General features: G+C 37.3%; 15 protein-coding genes. 12 read left to right on the top strand and 3 right to left on the bottom strand.

Annotation, left to right across the window (positions count from 1 at the left end; translation table 11 throughout):
- Positions 1-28: 28 nt before the first annotated feature.
- From istA to ACP8HH_RS05945, 8 genes are all read left to right on the top strand, one after another.
- Entirely contained in the window at positions 29-1576 is a 1548-nt protein-coding gene (gene istA / locus ACP8HH_RS05910; RefSeq protein ID WP_438311380.1) for an IS21 family transposase, read from the top strand.
- Positions 1573-2346, top strand: a complete 774-nt coding sequence (gene istB / locus ACP8HH_RS05915; protein WP_438311382.1) for an IS21-like element helper ATPase IstB — start codon at positions 1573-1575, stop codon at positions 2344-2346. The genes istA and istB overlap by 4 nt, the downstream gene beginning before the upstream one ends.
- Before the next feature lie 17 nt (positions 2347-2363).
- Positions 2364-2999, top strand: coding sequence for a hypothetical protein (locus ACP8HH_RS05920; protein ID WP_438317197.1), 636 nt, complete (start codon positions 2364-2366; stop codon positions 2997-2999).
- Between the two features lie 242 nt (positions 3000-3241).
- On the top strand, positions 3242-4372 hold the full coding sequence (locus tag ACP8HH_RS05925) for an IS110 family transposase (protein ID WP_438317200.1): 1131 nt from the start codon (positions 3242-3244) through the stop codon (positions 4370-4372).
- Between the two features lie 41 nt (positions 4373-4413).
- Positions 4414-4644 carry a hypothetical protein gene (locus ACP8HH_RS05930; protein WP_438317202.1) on the top strand — a complete coding sequence of 77 codons (231 nt, stop codon included), beginning with the start codon at positions 4414-4416 and terminating at the stop codon, positions 4642-4644.
- 953 nt (positions 4645-5597) lie between these two features.
- Positions 5598-6221: a hypothetical protein gene (locus ACP8HH_RS05935; protein WP_438317205.1), complete on the top strand. Its 624-nt coding sequence runs from the start codon at positions 5598-5600 to the stop codon at positions 6219-6221.
- A gap of 136 nt (positions 6222-6357) precedes the next feature.
- Positions 6358-6882, top strand: coding sequence for a hypothetical protein (locus tag ACP8HH_RS05940; protein WP_438317208.1), 525 nt, complete (start codon positions 6358-6360; stop codon positions 6880-6882).
- 822 nt (positions 6883-7704) lie between these two features.
- Positions 7705-8328, top strand: a complete 624-nt coding sequence (locus ACP8HH_RS05945) for a hypothetical protein (protein WP_438317211.1) — start codon at positions 7705-7707, stop codon at positions 8326-8328.
- A gap of 243 nt (positions 8329-8571) precedes the next feature.
- Here the strand turns inward: ACP8HH_RS05945 and ACP8HH_RS05950 are convergent, their stop codons facing one another.
- On the bottom strand, positions 8572-10998 hold the full coding sequence (locus ACP8HH_RS05950; protein ID WP_438317214.1) for a DEAD/DEAH box helicase family protein: 2427 nt from the start codon (positions 10996-10998) through the stop codon (positions 8572-8574).
- Entirely contained in the window at positions 10991-11326 is a 336-nt protein-coding gene (locus tag ACP8HH_RS05955) for a nucleoside triphosphate pyrophosphohydrolase (protein WP_438317216.1), read from the bottom strand. The genes ACP8HH_RS05950 and ACP8HH_RS05955 overlap by 8 nt, the downstream gene beginning before the upstream one ends.
- A 370-nt stretch (positions 11327-11696) precedes the next feature.
- Here ACP8HH_RS05955 and ACP8HH_RS05960 point away from each other — a divergent pair, with 370 nt between their 5' ends.
- Positions 11697-11840 carry a topoisomerase DNA-binding C4 zinc finger domain-containing protein gene (locus ACP8HH_RS05960; RefSeq protein ID WP_438317219.1) on the top strand — a complete coding sequence of 48 codons (144 nt, stop codon included), beginning with the start codon at positions 11697-11699 and terminating at the stop codon, positions 11838-11840.
- Between the two features lie 993 nt (positions 11841-12833).
- On the opposite strand, the gene ACP8HH_RS05965 is transcribed toward ACP8HH_RS05960, so the two are convergent.
- The gene (locus tag ACP8HH_RS05965; protein ID WP_438317222.1) at positions 12834-14159 is read right to left on the bottom strand and encodes a MarR family transcriptional regulator; all 1326 of its coding nucleotides are present in this window, start codon (positions 14157-14159) and stop codon (positions 12834-12836) included.
- A gap of 154 nt (positions 14160-14313) precedes the next feature.
- Between ACP8HH_RS05965 and ACP8HH_RS05970 the strand changes: the two genes are divergently transcribed.
- The 3 genes from ACP8HH_RS05970 to ACP8HH_RS05980 all read left to right on the top strand — a co-directional run bounded on the left by ACP8HH_RS05970 (position 14314) and on the right by ACP8HH_RS05980 (position 18970).
- Complete coding sequence (locus tag ACP8HH_RS05970) at positions 14314-15570, top strand: RNA-guided endonuclease InsQ/TnpB family protein (RefSeq protein ID WP_438317226.1); 1257 nt, start codon at positions 14314-14316, stop codon at positions 15568-15570.
- Between the two features lie 500 nt (positions 15571-16070).
- Positions 16071-17519, top strand: a complete 1449-nt coding sequence (locus tag ACP8HH_RS05975) for a sodium/glutamate symporter (protein ID WP_438317228.1) — start codon at positions 16071-16073, stop codon at positions 17517-17519.
- Entirely contained in the window at positions 17519-18970 is a 1452-nt protein-coding gene (locus tag ACP8HH_RS05980; protein ID WP_438317231.1) for an amidohydrolase, read from the top strand. Before ACP8HH_RS05975 ends, ACP8HH_RS05980 begins: the two co-directional genes overlap by 1 nt.
- The last annotated feature ends 635 nt before the right edge of the window (positions 18971-19605 follow it).

The raw sequence follows: 19605 nt of genomic DNA on the forward strand, positions 1-19605 counted from the left end.
CTAGTCTATAGAAAGTGAGGGATAGGAAGTGGAAAAGTGGATGGTCTATTATGAAATACACAGATTGCGCTCTGAAGGATTTAAAAACAGCTCAATCGCAAAAAAGTTAAAAATCTCCAGAAATCGAGTCATTGAGTACGGAAGAATGTCACCAGATGAATTCCAAAAGTTTATACTGTCTTTACAACAGAGAGGTAAAAAGTTGGATCCCTATAAAGACCAGATACTCGAATGGTTAAAGGAACATCCGGACCTTTCTGGAGCACAGGTGCTTGATTGGTTGCAGGAGAAGCTTGATGTGGACTCTGTTTCTGAAGGAACAGTTAGGAATTTCGTTAATGGGCTTAGAGAACGTCATTGTATTCCTAAAATGAGTACCGAGAGAAATTACGCAGTAGTTCCTGAGTTGCCTATGGGCAAACAAATCCAAGTGGATTTTGGAGAGACAAGACAACTGACAACGGAGGGCCAATATAAACGACTGTACTTTATTGCATTCGTACTAGCACGCTCTCGATATAAGTATGTAGAGTGGCTAGATCGTCCTTTCAGGACAAGTGATTTAATACGAATGCATGAGAATGCCTTTAACTATTACGGTGGAATAACAGATGAAATTGCTTATGATCAGGATCGTTTACTGGCAGTCAGCGAGAATGCGGGTGATTTAATTTTAACCGCGGACTTTACAAATTATTATCAAAAGAGGAAATTTAAAATTTATCTATGTCGAAAAGCCGATCCAGAATCTAAAGGGAAAATTGAACAAGTCGTCAAGTATGTAAAATATAACTTCGCTAAGAATCGAACCTTTGCCAATCTACTAGATTGGCAAGAGTCTAGTATGAAATGGCTTAAGCGAACTGGGAATTACAAAGTACATCACAACACAAAAAAGAGACCTACTGAAGTGTACACTCTGGAAAAGGAACACCTCAGACAGGTCTCAGGGGCTTACATTTTTGAAGATATCTATGTTTCCAGTATAACAAGGCAAATCCACAAAGACAACGTCATACGATTTGAAGGTAATCGATATAGCGTACCTGTCGGTACGTACCGTAAAGACGCACCGAATATCGCATATGTAGAAAAGAACCACGAATATATTTGTATACGTCTTCAGCAAAATGGTCACGTGCTGGCAAAACATCAAATAGCTAATGGCAAAGGAAATATCATCTCCGACCCTTCCCATAGGAAGCGAAACCAAACTAAAAGAGATAAGCTTATTCAACAAGTCGAAGACCTATTACAAGATCCACACGCTGCAAAATGGCTTGTAGAACAGCTAGCTGTGCGTTATCCACGTCATTTGATTGACCAATTGAAAATCGTGCAATTAGTTGGTCAACAGTATCCCGAATTTCTAGATATCGCTGTTCAGGAACTGAAACGCTTGAAACTCACTAGCGCAAACGATCTGAGGGACATCGCTTTTTCGTTGGCACTACACAGTAAAAAGAATAATAGCAAGGCAACTAGCATAGTCAATGAAAAATATAAAAATCTGATTGCGCCTGAACGAAAAGAAGATATATATCTTCAGGTTCTTCGAGGAGGTGATTCTAAATGAAACATCCTTATGAACCTTTGCAAGATAAATGTAGAACTCTGCGGCTCGCAGAGTCCGCTAAAGAATTGCCTAATCTTTTACGAGAGGCAGAAGCTAAGGGCTGGACTTACCACGAGTTTATACATGAGTTTCTAAGCTATGAAGTGAATTATCGTGAAACAAAAAACACTGATAAACTAATGAAGTGGGCAGAATTCCCCGAGCTACTTAAACTTGAAGATTTCCGTTTAGAAGAGCAAACAGCAATTGGTGTGAAACAACTAAATGTATTAAAAGAATTAACGTGGGTAGAGGAATATTTCACGCTTATCATGATGGGGCCGACAGGCGTCGGCAAGACCCATCTCTCGACAGCACTTGGTGTTCATGCGATTGAGCAAGGATATCAAGTATCCTTTATCTCGATGGATCGTCTGATTTACGTTTTAAAGACAAGAGAATACGTGGCTAAATCGAAAGCAAGATATAAGAGGATTGTAAAATCCGATTTAATCATCATTGATGATGTCATGTATATGGCTTACGAGCCGCAGGAAGCACACCTATTCTTTCAGTTCATTTACGAACTTTATGATCAAGCAGCTTTCATTTTAACGTCAAATAAAGGTCCGGGTGAATGGGGAAAATTTTTGGGCGATCCAACATTGACAACTGCAATTTTAGATCGTCTTCTTCACCGAAGTGAAATTTTAACCTTTAGTGAAGATCAAAATAGCATTCGTATGAAATACAGAAAAGCGCTCTTCACGGAGCAAAGTGTTGGGTCTTAATTGACGAAAACTGTTGAGTGTTATTTATCAAAAACTGTTCGATTTTACTTGACGGTTACAAAGGCACTTTTTTTGATATTTCTTCAGAAGTTCTTACTAGTGGGAATGTACCTTATTTAAATAATAATACAAAGGTTATATTTAAAAAAGGGAGAGTTAGAATTGAACTAGTATATGATACTCGTTTACCTTATAAATCAGTTCCATTAGAAGTATGTCCATTACATGCAGAAACATCAAAAAACCGACCTGATTTAAGAATAGACGTATACGATGAAGAGCATTATTTAGGCTCTATTTTAATTGATTTTAAATATAGGCCGTTGCGAAATATTTGGAATAATGGACCATTTAATCCGAAATTTGACACAACCTCCAAGAAGCAACTACTTGAATATAAAAATAGTATAGTTTCAGATCATTTTTTTAAAGATTCACCTCTTGCGAAAAGAATAAATGCAGTTCGAGAGGTATGGGCTGTTTATCCTGAAAACCCGAAAAACATTGAAAACATATCAAATGTGGATAGAATAAGGCTTGTAGAACTAACGCCACAAGAAAACAATCAGTACTTTATAAATACTTTAGACAAAAGCTTAAATGATTTAATAGAAGAATCTGATATGATTAAATCTCTTGTTAATGAAAGATAGATTGCGTATTTATGGAAACTAAATCCGACAAATCAGCAGTATTTAAATTAATTAAACGTCGACTAATTTGCGAATGACTGATTGAATTTACTCCGATTTCTTTCTGAAATAAATTTTAAGTACCTATTATGTTAAATAGATAGTTGGAAAATGAAAAAACCATTGTTTTCAGGGTATAGGAGAAGTACCAATCACAGAACTTCCGATATACGACCCCACCAAAATAGGAGGAGCTGAAAACAATGGTCACACTATCATTAAATCATATTCAGGGGAAAAACGGAAGTCATTGGAATCGTTTAATGCGAGAAGAAAAGGCGAAAGAATACTGTATTGTAGCGATTGATGCAGCGAAGTTTGTGAATACAGCGATGGTATGTACTATTTACGGTGATATTTTACAGGAGCCATTTGAGTTCGATGGGTCAATGACAGGCTATCAATTGATGAAGAAATACATTGATTTGGTGTGTGAAACCTATGCACTTTCACAAGTGATTGTTGGAATTGAAACGACTGCGCATTACTATAAAGACCTTGTAAGACTGTGCATGAATGAAGGTTACGTCGTCCGTATTTTGAATGCCGCAACGACTGCCAGGGAAAGAGAAACTGTGTTGAATTATACGAAAACAGACCGTGTAGATTTGATGGCAATCGTCCAATCTTTACTCCATGGACGTGGTGGAACAAGTGTAGAGTCGATACTTGAGCTTGAATCGTTAAAGACATTAACAAGGGCCAGAAGGACACTGGTCAACACACAAACAAGGACCATCAATCACCTACGTTTGTATATGGATCACATCTTTCGTGAGTTTCAAGGGAAAAACCTGAAGGTCGACGGTGAAAATAAGGTCATTAAAATCTTGGATCAGTTCGTTTCAAAAACATCCCTTTTCTTGATGAGAAACCATCCTCACCCGTCAGATATCTTAATTCTAGGCGAAACTGGACTAAGGAAGGTATCTATTGAATACATTCTGAAGCTCCGGGAGGATGTAATCGATAGGCTTTTGGATTACGCAGAGAATTCGATTTCCAAACCAAAGTCTATGCTTGAAAGCGAATTGATTTTACTCCAACTAAAACTTGATGAATATGAGTTAATACATCATCAAATCAAGCAATTAGAGGATGTAATTGAAGCGAAACTACTGGAGACCGATGGTGGTATCCTCTTAAGTATCCCTGGTTTAGGCATCACTACAGCCGCCGAATTGACCGCGGAAATAGGGAACGTCCATGACTATTCACATGCAGGACAACTCATCAAAATGGCCGGTACGAATCCAATTGTAAGACAGTCCGGTGGGAAAAAGGCGAATCATTACCGGATATCCAAACAAGGTAGGGCCGTTTTCGAAACGTGATCTACCAGGTAGGGAAAAACGTTGCGATTCAGAATCCTGAAATGAAAGTCCGGTATTTGGTGATGAAGGACAAAGGAAAGAAAGCAGGCCAGTCCTATATCGCTCTAGGGAATCGAATCCTACGGATTGCCTTTGCCATGATCAATGATCAAGAGTTGTATAATAGCAGTGAAGCGGACTATTGTCTGGAAAAAGTTATCGCTGGCAAACTGAAGAATAAGAAAAAGCAAGACCTATTCAATCAACGCTATATAAAAGAAGTAGAACTGTAAACGCAAAATCTGGATGTAGACAAAGGCGTTTTCCCGGAACGTAGACCACATAGTTAGGTACCTGAGGCTTTAATGACCTCGTTGCACAGCGTCATGGGTCTTGTTTCACAAATACGAATAAAACGTTAAAGAACGTGAGCTTGTATTTAATAGGATGTATCCCTGTGAAATGAAACGCAAGACCTTTCACGTTGCGGAAAAACGCCATTATAGTGTTCTGTGATTGTTGAGTTTCAAAAAAATAACAATATGAGGCTTTGGTTTCGTGCGGCCAAAAATCTATTTTCATAGCGCTTGACTTATTTCACATTAAACGCTGTGCATTAAACTATTCTGACTATTCACTGCGATTACATATTTATTCGGTATAGGCTTAAATATACGTCGTATTTGTATGTATATACAATTGGTTGAATTGTTTGTTCTTGTTTGACGCACAGGTACCCTGAGATTTAATTAGACCTTTAATTAAACTTTTTACGGCAAAAGAATGAATGGAATCATTATCCATCATCTTAATTTTACTTATAATTATTGGCGGCTTATTCATATTTATCTACTTACTTAGTAACTTTGGGGCGACGGTTTCATTGATTGCAATAGTTATTATGTATATCGGTATTTTTCTAGTAGGAAAAATAGGATGAATTAAAGAATGAAGTGATTAAGGCAAACTCAATCTAGAATTTTTTTATTTTTTTTATTATTCCCATTTAAGACATCAGCATGTAGTGGAGATACTGATTCTTATAGTGAACATTAAAACAGTTAATGGATTAATAGGAACTGAACGAACATATGAGATTCTGTTATATTGTTATTTCAAAGACAGCAATTAAAAAACTTGTTAACTATAGTCCTCTTGGTAAATAAAGAGGGAAAACTCGTCCTTTTGTCACTGATTATTATAGTATAGAATAGCTAGAATACTAAATTTAATAAGGGGGTTTATTATGGACTTTTATGAAAACTATGTGTGGTATCTTTTTGCTCTTGTTCTTTTAGTTACTAATTTTATTAATTTACTCGGTGCTTCTAACAATGGTTCGAAGAGTGGGGCGATTTATTTTTGGGGAGGAATAGTAACTTGGATTGTCCTAATAATAAGTTTCATATTTACTGGATGGATTGGCGGGATTGCTTTACTAATAGCTTTCCTTTTCATAATTGGTCCAATTGGTCAAAGACTCACATTTGTGGTTTTTAAGTTATCTCATCCAAATGCTAAATTATTAACCTACAAGCTATTCAAGATTCGTGATGAATTTAGGGAAAGAGAAAGACGGACTTCTTCTATAGAATCCGTTATGCAAGTAAACAGGGAATTAGATGTCTATATACAAGGAATGAAAAATAGTGTTAATGCAATTCAATTTTTTGAAGATATTGATGTAGATATTAATAAAATAGATGACATACGTTATTCACTTATGGCAAGTGGTGCAGGTGAATTTGTAGCATATTCTGTTGTTCGGAATCCCGATTTAGTTTTAAAGTATATTGAAATGGAGAAGAAAGGTCTTTCTCGAAGAGACATTGGTTATGAATTTTTAAAAGGATTAGAAGGAGTCCACTAGATAGAATGAGTGGAACTATTGGTGCAACGCACGCGTCTTCATAAAATGTTCTCTATTAATTTTCAGGCGAAACAAGGTAGTGTGTTATAATGAATTCAGAAGTATCTGGACATTTCGTGATAAAGGGGGTTATAACATGATGAGTTTATTCAAAACTAAAAAGAGTAAAGCTATTGATAAGTATTTTGAATCAATGAAGGGTATTACAATCTATTTGTTCATGAACTTAAAAGAAGAATTTCCGGTAGAAGTCATTTGGTTTATGCCACCATCTGAAACAAATATAAACATAAGGGCTAGAGACATGATTCCTGCATTGATATTTAAAGTTTCCAAGATGTTAGAGGAAGTACCCAATAAAGTACTGGATAGCGTTCAAAAAGAACTTTTTAAGAGATATGAATTAAGTGAAATGATTCTTAATCATTATTCGTCTTGGAATAGTTCGGAATATGATGTTTTTATATCTGAAAACCCAACAGCTTCAGATGTAGATGTGCTGGGTTTTACAGCTTATAACATGGGTGCGTTTCTATGTCTTGAACTTCAGGAAGAATATAGATTGGACGGTCAGAGTTATTCTTTTACTGTGGATTTCGCAAAAGCATTAGGTGAACTGTTACTAGATGTAAGTATAGAATTTACGGATTATCTGAAATAACCTGATAGGACAAGTACGGGCTTTGGTTTGATGATTTCTTATCAACTGGAAGGCGGCAAATCAAACCAGCTAAAGAATAACAGCGATACACTGGAAATTGTTCAGCATCCTACCTGAACAAATATTTTAGGTACCTGTGCGTAAAAGTATTCTGACTATACACTAAATCTGCATATTTATTAATTATATGCTGAATACTTTGTCTATTTTGTATGTATATACAATTGGTTGAATTGTTTGTTGTTTTTTCTTGCACAGGTACCCCGAATTTTATAAATTAAAACCAGAAAAAATTATTATGGATGCGAAGTTCTATAAGAATATCTTTCAGACAAACTTTGATAAGTCATCTTTTCATAGTCATAACCTATACCAACTATTTACTTATCTAATGCACCAGAACATGGAACTAAATTTAAGAGGGGTACTGGTATATCCATTCAACGGAACTGAAATAAACAAAGTATATGAATGGAACGATTCCATGACGATTGAAATTTTGACAATAAACTTAGGGGATCCCTGGAAGGATATCCATGAAAAACTGCCGCATGTAATCAACTAATCAGAAAAGGGCAATTTCAATGGAATTAGGATAGAAAGATAAAGTTGTCCTCTTTACTGGGTCAAGCAAGTGGATGAGTTTTGCAATTTCTGGCATGTAGTATCAAGCTTTTTATAGAATAACTGTAGAAAACTGAGAGTCACGGAAAACACACGAAAGATACGAGCAATGGTTAAATCATCGGTGCTACAATTTATACAGATTGCCCAAATGAGATGGAAGATTTTCTTGTGAACTGAGAATGGGGAGAATATATAATGAAGCAAATTATCTTTTTGTTAATTTCGATAATGTTAGGCTTAGTAGGCTGCTCAAATACTCAGGAGGGCCAGGAAGTTCAAGAAGATCTGGAAAGTATTGAAAGTCTTGAAATAATTTCAACAGAATCTGACATCGATAGAAACGATTTAGATAAGGTAAAGTTTTATGCGAGACTAATGAATAGATATGATTATTTAGAATACTTGTTGACTGAGCTGAATGACATTACTGAAAAACTATATACTCTAGGTCATAAGGGTTATAAATTAAAGGGTTATGAAGAGGGAATGATGGTGCTTGAAATGTATTCCAACGGTTATACTGATTTAAGTGAGTCATTTGTAGGAACGATTGAGTCGAAAAACAAGTTCTTAATCGATAGTCAAATTTATGAAGAAGATTTATGGGAATTAGAAAAGGTATATGAGCTTACTGATAAGGTCATGCGTGAATTTGAAAATGCTTATGAACAAATGGAGTTTTATATGAAAACTGATAATGAACTACATATTGAGAAATATTATTATCATAGTCAGAACTGTTATGATTTAATGCTTGAAGCAAAATTAATCGCAGTAAATGGTGAATCGAAATACTATGAGATGATAGTTCTTTACTAGTAGAACTCTTTAAAAGATAAGTTTATAGCAAGCGATTAAATTAAAAGTAGTTTAAGGAAGAATATAAAATCGGTTGGATTGAATGGAGAGATAACCAAATATTAATTTATATAGGTTAAGGAGATAAAATCAATATTATTTAGCTATTCTTAAAACCATGCTTCCAACGCATAATCAATTCTTTTTGCGCTGGAAACATGAAATGTGAAAAACTTTTCTTCTATATGAGGTGTAGATTCATCTTCAACGTTTAGATTTCCTCTCAAAATAAGCATGCAACCGATACTCACAAATCTCTTTAGTCCAGCGATAAAGAATCTCCATGTGTTCTGACAAAGGAGTCACATGAATCGTAAAGACATCTTCTTGAAAAGTAACTAATCCCTTTGAAGAGCCACTCCATTTGGTTAGGGGCATTCGAATGAGTAGCGAAGTGATCTTCTTTTCATCAAATCTACGAAGTTCTTTCCCTTGTTTATCCGAGAAATCGGTATTGAGTCGATATTCTTTCTCTGTTAGATATTGATGGAAATAAGGTGCGATATCCTCGGGTGTTGCGGAATCAAGCCAGTTATCCCGTCCTCTTGACAGCATGTAGTGAAGCACAACCATTTTGTAACTTTTGGTCATTCCTGTTCCGGTTGCTTCTTGAAACCACTTCTTATACTTTTCAAAGGCATCTAGTTCTAGGACACTTAATTCCCCCGCATAGCCAAGTAGACCAGGATAGGAGCCGAATTCTTGTTTTATTGAACGGGAATCAGCGTCTGCTTTTAGATGAAATTCTAAATAAGTAGGGCGCATTCCGAGATCCGTTTTTAGCTTTAAAAACGCATCGACCAGTTGTTGTTTGCGCGGGGAACGTTTTCTTTTCATTTCCTCAAGCAGGTTCACGACAGCAAGATCCAGTCGGAAATCACAAGTCCCAGGTAAGTTTAAAGCAGCTGCATCTAGCGATTTTGGTTGTTCTCCGTCTTCCGTAAAGACGCGCATTTTCATATCTGCATTGCGGTAATTTCCTATCAAGTCAATGATGACGCAATGGGATTTCCCTTCGGCAATGCGTAAGCCACGTCCGATTTGTTGCGTGAACACAGTTAGTGACTCCGTAGGTCGTGCAAAGAGTAAGGTATCCACAGAAGGGATGTCTACCCCTTCATTAAATAAATCGACCGTGAAAATAACGTCGAGTTCACCCAGTTCTAATCGTTTTCGTGCATTCAGTCTTGTCTCCCGTTCGGATTTTCCGTGTAATGCAATTGTTTTATAGCCTGCTTTATTGAAATGCAGACTTAAATAGACGGCTTGTTTAACAGAAGAACAGAAACCGATTGTTCTAGTTAGCTTTTCTTGTTCCCACGCACGTAGCACAGCATCTGCATATTCAGACCTTAGCTGCAAGCGCAGTAATTCCTCTTCGTCATACGAATTATTTCTCCACTCGAGTCCACTATAATCAGTTTTATCAAAAACACCGTAGTACATAAAAGGAGAGAGCCAGTTTTGACGAATGGCTTCTAGGAAATGAATTGAAATTGCCACGTTGCCATCGCAAATACTGTATACATCTTTATTGTCCAAACGGTCTGGTGTTGCGGTAATGCCAAGAAGGAATTTAGGTGAAAAGTATTTTAGAATACGTTCATACGTTGGTGCGACTGCATGGTGAAATTCATCGACAACGATGAGGTCGAATTCGTTAGGACGAAACTTTTTGAGGTGATAATCTGTTGCCAATGTGAAAACAGATGCAAAAAGAAAGTCTGCATCTAATTCTTTTGAAAAACCGTTGTAGATTCCAGTTGCTCTCGCTGGGTGCACATGTTTGAAAGCAGCTTGTGCTTGTTCCAGAATTTCTTCACGGTGTGCAACGAATAATACTTTTTTATAGTCCTGTGCGAAAAAGGCGGCAAGATATGTCTTACCGAGCCCGGTTGCAAGTACAACAAGAGCCTTGTCATAGTCTTCTTCACGAGTTTGTTGAAGTGCCTCGAGTGCAAGAAGTTGGACAGGTCTGGGCTCGACAATTTCTTGTTTGGTCGTATATATCGTAGGCGTTTCAAAAATGGTTTCTTGTTCTTCCGCCCCACCAAACAAAACCTCAATTTCATCATTATTCGCCCAAACTTCACTAATCGCTATTTCAAGATTCGATTTCCGATGTGCTTCATTATACCGAATGATTGTTTCCTGATTTATTGGTAATGTGTTAGGTGAAAGAAACTGTTTCATAAATTCAGATACAGCCGTTTCAAAAAAGCTTTCGTCTACAGCAGAAGAGGGGGCATAAATACTCCATTCGATTCCACGCATCATTGCGGATGCTGATAGATTCGATGAACCCACAATGACATGAGAATTCCTTGCTGTTCGAAATAAATACGCTTTAGGATGAAAAGAGACACCACGACTTTCATAAAGCCGGATTTCTGCATTTGGCAATTCCGTGAATAATAGTTCAAGTGCATCTGGTTGCGTAATATGTAAATAGTCACCGATGAGTATTTTGATTTCCGCACCATTAGCTGCCGCTTCTTTTAAATGAGGCATTACAAGCCGAATACCGGATTTCATTGCGAATGCAACAATCCAGTATATGTTGTCCGCTTTTTGTGTAAGTTCTTTAATTTCTTCGATTAGATTAGACGTAATAAGCCTAATTTCAGTCATCTAGTACTTCAATCAGAAAAATACGCTCATCAAATCCACCGCGTTTTTCAGCTTTATCTTCCCGTATTTTTTCCAACTCTTCAATCGTCGTATCATAAACCGAAGCCGCTGCATGAATAAGCTCTAACAAATCAGCAAGTTCTTCAATTGCATCTTCCGAATTCTCGTTTAACACAGCTTCTTCATACTCAGCTAATTCCTCATGCATTTTTTTATTAATTTCAATTAAGTATTCATCATTTGATAATATCCGAGAAGTTAAACTTTTGTCAGACTTTGCAATGATTTCAGGGATACGATCACGGACTAGTTTGTTGTAGATCGGCATTGTCTCATCTCCTTGTGTGAATCTTATGGTTAATTGTAGCACTTCTCTTATTGACTGTCTTTTGTTGGTGCAAGAATTTATTAGTTGGTAGGAATGATATTGCGGAAGTAGGAAGTGAGTTTCTGTTGTAAACAACTGATTTAAAATTAATATAGGTTAAATTAATCATAATATAGGATTATTATAGAAAAAGATGTTTTGTGATAACTGAATTATGATAGAATAGAACTATTAGAATTGATTCAGTGAATATTTAAATAGTTAAGAATGAAAGTGTAGCAGTGTGAGATCCAATTACAAAAAGAGCATATGCAGTCTGTAAAAATTGCAAAAGCTACACCACAATTGAAAAAAAAAACCGTTAGCACCTGTGAAAGTTACTGAAAGTGCTAATTCGATTGCTCAAACTGCTAGTTCGAAATGTGGGGGTCATTTAAGTCTTAAGAAAGGTAAATATTGGGATTTTATTGGTTGTAGTAATTATCCTAAATGTCGGTATACAGAAGCGGTTTAAGAGTTGTGTATGGGAGTGAGTAAATGATTGAGGAAGTATGGTAACGGATTATTAATAACGAGAGCAATGTATTTAGGTACCCCGCACTAAATTTTGGGTTTAGTGGCAACGATTTAATTATTTAAAATAACAAAAAAAGGAACGCATGTACGAGTGACATGAGTTCCTTAAATCCTGATCGCAAACGCATGTACGCGTGACATGAGTTATACGTAGTGTGGGGTCCCTGTGCAAGAAACATCAACAAACAATTCAACCAATTGTAAATACATACAAATTCAAGGTGTTTTGCAGCATATAACTAATAAAAATGTAATTGTAGTGTATAGTCGGAATAGTTTCATGCGCAAGTACCTTACACTATCATACATTTATCTTTCTGTCATGAAGAACGCATGTAGGAGTATCAGTGGAGTCGCTTCGGAAAACATGGATTCCTCATTTCAACCCTCAAATCAGAAGTTAGACCTACGAATGGGTAAGTCCGAACGTTTTAACCTTTTTCTTGGCTTCCTCGTTCAACAGGTCGCACGGCTGTCCCATTTGCAAAGACTTGCCATAATAAAGATTTTCACGATTGAAAGGTCGGTTAGCTTCTTCGCATCGTAATTCATAAGCGGGCAAGATAAAACGTTGGTTGGTAAATTAGATAAGTATTGACGAAAGACTAAATTCTGGTTTACACTGGTCATGAGATATCTCCTTTTGATAGTGTAGGGAACTGATTTAGTCGTCGTTTCCCTATCTATTTTAGGAGATTTTTTGTATTTGTTCAAGTTATTAATCTATTGCGTTCGCTTCCTTAATTAGGATTTATTACATATTTTTACTGCTATGCAACGCTAGTGGATAGTACGCTGTGCATGAAACTATTCCGACTATACAATACAATTGCATATTTATTGGATATACGCTGAAAAACTCTTTGAATTTGTATGTATATGCAATTGGTTGAATTGGTTGTTGTTATTTCTTGCACTGGTCCACAAAGATTTACTGAGGATTGAAAAAAGGCAAGTTGATTGTGTACACCTTCGTTGGTCTTCCCTGTAGACCGTTAATTTTTCTTGACTCGACATTTGCTAGGCCTTTTTCGACAAGTTCGTTTAATAAGCGATTGGTGCTTCTTGCGGACATGTTTAATACGTCAGCCGCAGTATTGCTGGTCAATTCATTTGTTTTCAAACGAGTGATTGCAGTAATTACTTTTTGCAGCTGGGAAACAGTAATATCTACTTGTTGGCTCAGTTGCTCAATCTCATTCCAACTGTGGAAAGTAATCTCGGTTCCGTCAGTTTCCTTGAATCCAAGAGGTCCCATAGAATGATGTGCCTCATCAATTACGAACGTACATGAGTCTATATAAGATTTAGCTTCACTATAGGCAAGCTTTGCATGTTGAGCCGCCTGAGTGAATGTCCTTCCGATTCCCCATCCTACATAAACATCGAATGATAACCGTTCTTTTAGAAAACGAATCAACTTGCAAGAACGATAATCGTTTGTTATTTCTTGCAACTCACGATAAGAAGTACTTATTTCAAAAGAGTTATTATTCCTTTGTATAACTAGTTGCAAGTCGTTCTGGAAACTAAACTCCAAAAGCTCTTTGTAAATGGATATTTGAATGAGCTCATTTTCAGAAGTGCTATTCGCAACTGGGCTATCAATAAAGCCAGCGACGACTTGGTTTTCTTTTAGATCTAAAAACTCGATGTGTGTAATTAATTCCTCTATCTTGCCCTTAATCGTATCTTCAGAAATCCCCATATAATAGACATTTAAACCTTTTGCTTTCATCAAATCAACGATATTGGCTGCACGTGTAATTGATAAATCGATCAAGCCTTTTTCCCAAAGTTCCACATGACAATTCAAAATTTCCTCGTATAATCGGTTGTTTTTAAAATCAATTGTATTTTCAAGTGTGTAAATTTTTTTATTATCCGGCAGTAAGGATTGGAGTTCACGAAGGTTGTCTTTATTCCACACGTAATCAATGACAACCCTCGAGAAATCAATGCCTTTGTGTTGTTGAGTAATTTTGAACAGATGTTTGTAGAAATCCTCTTTTGTTAAGTCAACATATACAACTGGATTCGTATAACTTTTCAGCTCTTCTTCCAGAAAATAATACGGCAATGGGCCACCAAAAATGAAGCCGTCAAACATTTCTTTATTCTGGTGAAAAATCTTATGGATTTCTTGAAGTTTTTCATAAGTTAAAAAGTAATATTCGCATTGGTCATGGAATGCCTCAAATATTGGTTTAAAATTTTCAATCGTCCCCTTAGCGGTTATAATACCGATTTTAATCATTAAAAAAACTCCTTTAGTTTTATGTTTAAGCCAAGAACACCCGTGACTTCAGTCGTGGGATGAATTGGTTGAAATTGAATAAATCTGAAAACTTCATTCTTGCATACAGAACATACATTCTGTATAATTAAGAGTAGGAATGGAGGTGAAAACGATGTCGAAATCAGAAAAAAAGAAGTTCGGTGTTCAAAAAGGAATCCTGAAATTAGGTTCCAAACAAGAGTATCTTGCGCTCAGAAAGTTAAGTCATTTAAGTAAAAACATGTACAACGTCGGACTTTACAGCGTACGCCAACACTTTTTTGAAACGAAAAAGTATTTAAATTACAATAAGAATTATCACCTTTGTAAGACAAATGAAAACTACGCATTCATGGGTACGGCCGCTGCTCAACAAACATTGATGAAGGTAGAGGAAAACTTTAAAAGTTTTTTTGGCTTACTTAAAATTAAAGACCGAAAAGCTCGAATTCCAAATTACCTTAAAAAAGATTCTTTTTTTGAGTTGAGTTATCCTCAGTTTAAATTACAAGAAGATGGGACATTTAATATCCCAATTTCCTCAGCGTTTAAAAAAGAATACGGGGCGATTAACATCCAATTCCCAATAAATTTACAGGCGGAAGACGTAGTGGAAATACGCATTATCCCGAAGTACAACGCACATTATTTCGAAATAGAATTTGTGTATGAAGTGCAAGTTGAAAAGACTAACTTGGATGAAAATGAAGCTCTTTCTATTGATTTGGGTATTGATAACTTGGCCGCATGTTTAGACACGCTGGGTAACGCTTTTATCATCGATGGCAAACAGATAAAATCGGTGAACCAATGGTACAACAAAGAAAATGCACGGCTCCAATCCATAAAAGACAAACAACAAATTATCCATCTAACAAACGGTCAAATCCGTTTGTTGCGAAAGCGCAACCATATTTTACGCGATTTTTTAAACAAAACCACACACTACATGGTCCAGCATTGCCTGGAACATGGAATCGGTAAAATTGTTGTCGGTCACAATCTAAGCTGGAAAAATAAAAGCAAGATGGGCAAACAAGCAAATCAACGCTTTGTACAAATTCCACATAGTGTACTAATGAATAAAATCGAAAGCATGTGTGAACGCTATGGGATTCAATTTACAAGACAGGAAGAATCTTATACTTCAAAAGCAAGTTTTCTAGATAATGACCCAATTCCAATTTACGGAGAAATAACAGAAAACAAACCTATATTCAGTGGGAAACGTGTTTTCCGAGGTCTCTATCAAACAAGGCGTTCCGTTTGGATCAATGCCGATATGAACGGTGCGGCAAATATCTTACGTAAATGTACCCATACATCCGCTTTGGCGGGCAAGGTGGTTAGGGGGCTTTTGTCGGTCCCAGTGAGAATTAAATTGGCTTAGTATCTTGTCAATTGAAACTTGCAGAATCTCGTTACTTTAGTGACGAGAAGTTCAAGCTATCTCTTATATTACCATTAATCATCCCAGAAATTGAGCCTAATACTTTCAATGTTTTTTTAGGGTTGTCTAAAAGTAACCCAAACAATGTTGATTTCCCTTCTAGTCAGATGCTCCACTCCAACAAACGAAGACGCTTTCTAAATCCGGAATTTTCTCAATACAACGAGAATATTCGTTTTTATTGCTGAAAATATATTTAATTTAAAAGGAGAAAATTAAAAAAGATTGGACAGTAGTTAGAAAGTTTTGTATACTAATTTCAGACGCTGTCCGAAAACATTCCGAATGTTTAGATGCACGGGAAAATAGATAGATTGAGAAGGTGGTTTTGATAAGTTGGCATTAACTTTTATGAAAAAAGTTAAGTGTTTATATTTGAGTGAGCAGGATGGAAAACGAATTTAAAGTACGAATTAAAATAGGGTAGGAGGAGAAATATTATGGATCTGTTAATTGCTTTTTCAGCCCTAAGCGGTTTTTTATTAGTCGGAACTATATTAAGAGCAAGGCTTAAAATTTTGCAATCCCTATTTCTACCGGCGTCGGTCATCGGTGGATTTGTAGGTCTTTTGCTTGGTCCTGTTATATTGGGGAATTATGCGATACTACCGATTCCAGGAGATTGGATAACGATATATGCTTTGCTCCCGGGGATATTAATTATTCCGGTAGTTGCCAGTGTTCCTTTTGGTGTAAAGTTTAAATCAAGGCTTGAAAAGAAAAAAGAACAGGCTCTAATTAGTGCAGGAGTTAAGAAGAAAGAGAAAAGTAACGCAAGCAGAAACATTATTATTATGTTTGCGATTTTAGTCATCATCAGCCAAGGACAAAATGTAATCGGGCTTTCTTTAAACTTTATCTTGAGTAAATTGGGTATGATTTCAGACGTATACGCTACGTTTGGTACAGAGGTCGCCGCTGGGTTCTCTGGAGGTCATGGGACTGCCGGTGTCGTAGGAAGCTTATTGCAATCGATGAATCTGCCTTACTGGAACACCGCTCAAGGAGTTACAGTCACGACTGCGACTGTTGGTTTAATTGGCGGTATTTTAATCGGTATCGTCATGATCAACTTCGCGGCAAGAAGAGGACATACAAGATTCTTAAGCGGCCCTGGAAGTTTTCCACAGGAAATGAAGCAAGGCTATCAATCTGACGTAGAAAAACAACAAACATTTGGTAAAGAAACAACGTTAGGTTCTTCCATTGATACGCTCGCATTTCACCTAGCTTTAATTTTAGGAGGAAGCGGTATTGCTTATGCACTGCTTATGTTAGTGAAGAAGTTAAATGTTCCTATCGTTGGGAGTATACCAATTTGGGCATATGCAATTATTGTGATGTACATAATTTGGTGGATCATGTGCCAATTAAATTTAGGATGGATTGTTGATCGCCAGACAACTTCAAAAATTTCCAGCATGTTCACGGACTTTGCAGTTGTTGCTGCCATTGTAAGTATGCCTGTAAAAGCAGTATTAACTTACATTGTTCCTATTACAATTATGATGATTGCAGTCGCTGGATTTACCTTAATGGCTTCGTATTGGCTATGTAAAAAATATTACGGCGACTTTTGGTTTGAAAGAAGTGTAGCGGTTTTTGGAACGAATACTGGAGTTTTCATCACTGGTCTAATGTTGTTGAAAATGGTTGACCCTGAATACAAATCGCCTGCACTGACTGATTATTCTGTAGGATATTCTATTAACTCTGTCCTAGCTTTCATTATGTTCCCGCTTACATTTGGAATTCTTGTAAATCAAGGAATTGGAGCGGGTCTAGCTTTAGTTACGGGTGTTGTTGTGGCGGCAATTATCTTATTAGTAATCGTAGATAAAGCCAATCCAAAGAGTACAATACAATCGGATGAGGAGTTGAAAGCGTAATGACGAAAAATACTACAAAATCATTTGTAAAAGATACAATATTGGGGAAATCTGAAGTGCTTAAAGAAATTAGTGATTTCCTTTGGGAACATCCTGAAACAAGATTTGAAGAATATACATCTGCCAATCATTTAATGGGTGCACTAGAAGAGCAAGGCTTTACTGTTGAGAAAAATATAGCTGGAATTAGCACAGCGTTCGTAGGTTCGTATGGGGCTGGGAGTCCGGTGATTGGTTTTCTCGGGGAATTTGATGCGCTTTCCGGCATGAGCCAAAAAGGTCTCACTGCTAAACAAGAGCCTGTCGAACAAGGTGGAAACGGGCATGGATGTGGACATAACCTTTTAGGTACAGGTTCACTTGCAGCGGCGATTGCGGTGAAAGAATATTTGCAAGCTAATAATCTTCCAGGGACAGTTCAATATTTTGGTTGTCCAGGAGAAGAGGGCGGATCAGGAAAAACGTTCATGGCGCGTGAAGGAGCATTTGACCATTTGGACCTTGCGTTAACATGGCACCCTTCCCCCAATAACGGAATCATGAGTATGAGTTCGTTAGCCAACTACCAAGTCTATTTCCGTTTTAAAGGAATCAGTTCACATGCGGCAGCAACTCCGCACCTAGGAAGAAGTGCATTAGATGCCGTGGAATTAATGAACGTTGGGGTGAACTATTTAAGAGAGCATGTAAAACCGGATGCGAGATTCCATTATGCGGTAACGAATACAGGAGGTACTTCTCCAAACGTAGTCCAGGCGGATGCAGAAGTCTTGTACCTAATTCGTTCGCCGCATCTTGAAGACGTAGAGACGATTTATAGACGAATTTGTAAAGTTGCTGAAGGTGCTGCGTTGATGACCGAAACTTCTGTATCAATTAAAATAGACAAAGCATGTTCAAACTACATGCCAAATAGAAGCTTAGAAAAAATCATGCACAGCAAACTGAAAAGCCTTGAAGAAGATATTTCTTATTCAGATGAAGACATAGCGTATGCAAAAGATATCTGGAGTACGTTAAATGAAGGTGAAAAAGGGAGCGCTATCAGCACGATGGAAATGTTCGGTATGGGAGCAGAAAAAGACAAAGCCAAAATGGAAGACCATTATATTAGTAACTTTGTTAGTGAGTACGTTCCATCCGATGTGGCTATGCCGGGATCAACGGATGTAGGAGACGTGAGCTGGGTAGTGCCTACCGCACAATGTACAACCGCTACTTGTGCAGTGGGAACACCATTGCATGCATGGCAAATGGTGACGCAAGGCGTTTCATCAGTTGCACATCAAGGTATGTTACGTGCAGGAATGACGATGGCCTTAACTGCAATCGAAGTGCTAGAGGATCCGAAGAAGCTCAAGGAGATTAAGAAAGAGCATGAGGAAAAGTTCAAAAACAATCCTTATAAGTCTCCAATTCCAAAAGACGTACAGCCTTCTGCATTAAAGTGAAAACTTGAAACCCCCCCCCGCCACTCTAACTTAAAAGAATGGCGGAGGGGTTTTTATTTACCATTGCATGAAGCTATTCTGACTATAAACTACAATTACCTATTTATTAGAGATATGTTGAAAAATGTAGTGTTAGGTACCTGCAGAGCGACCGATCCTAGGTTGCAACATATAGCGGGTGGGAAACCCCGCCGAGTAAGAATTAGTCATTCACTCGTAGCGAGTCTTGGAGGATATCGGGTAACCGATGTCTTTAAGCGTAGACAGTTAGATGGCGGGCCGAAAGCCGTTAGGTTGAAGGGATTGAGCTTCGAAAATACCCAACAAGGAGGCTGATGTGTTTGCACACACAGAAAGCTACATTTTCGCGGACGATATGGCAAGACCGTGGAGACTCCTTCGGAGTCATTGACCTTGGCACATTAGACATTGATATGTTGTAACAACTCGGGAGGTCCTGTCGGTCTTTCCAACTGGAGAGTATGGCGGAACAAGCGATAAAAAGAAAGGAAGCCATATGCCGTACAGGAAGTCCGAAAGTTGCGTAGTACCATTGAAATCGGGTAATTCTGATGGAGGAAAGGCAACTACCTAGTTATCGCCCTTGGAAGAGAAACATTTACTACACGCAGAGG

Source organism: Sporosarcina sp. FA9, assembly GCF_051550205.1.
Classification (GTDB): Bacteria; Bacillota; Bacilli; order Bacillales_A; family Planococcaceae; genus Sporosarcina.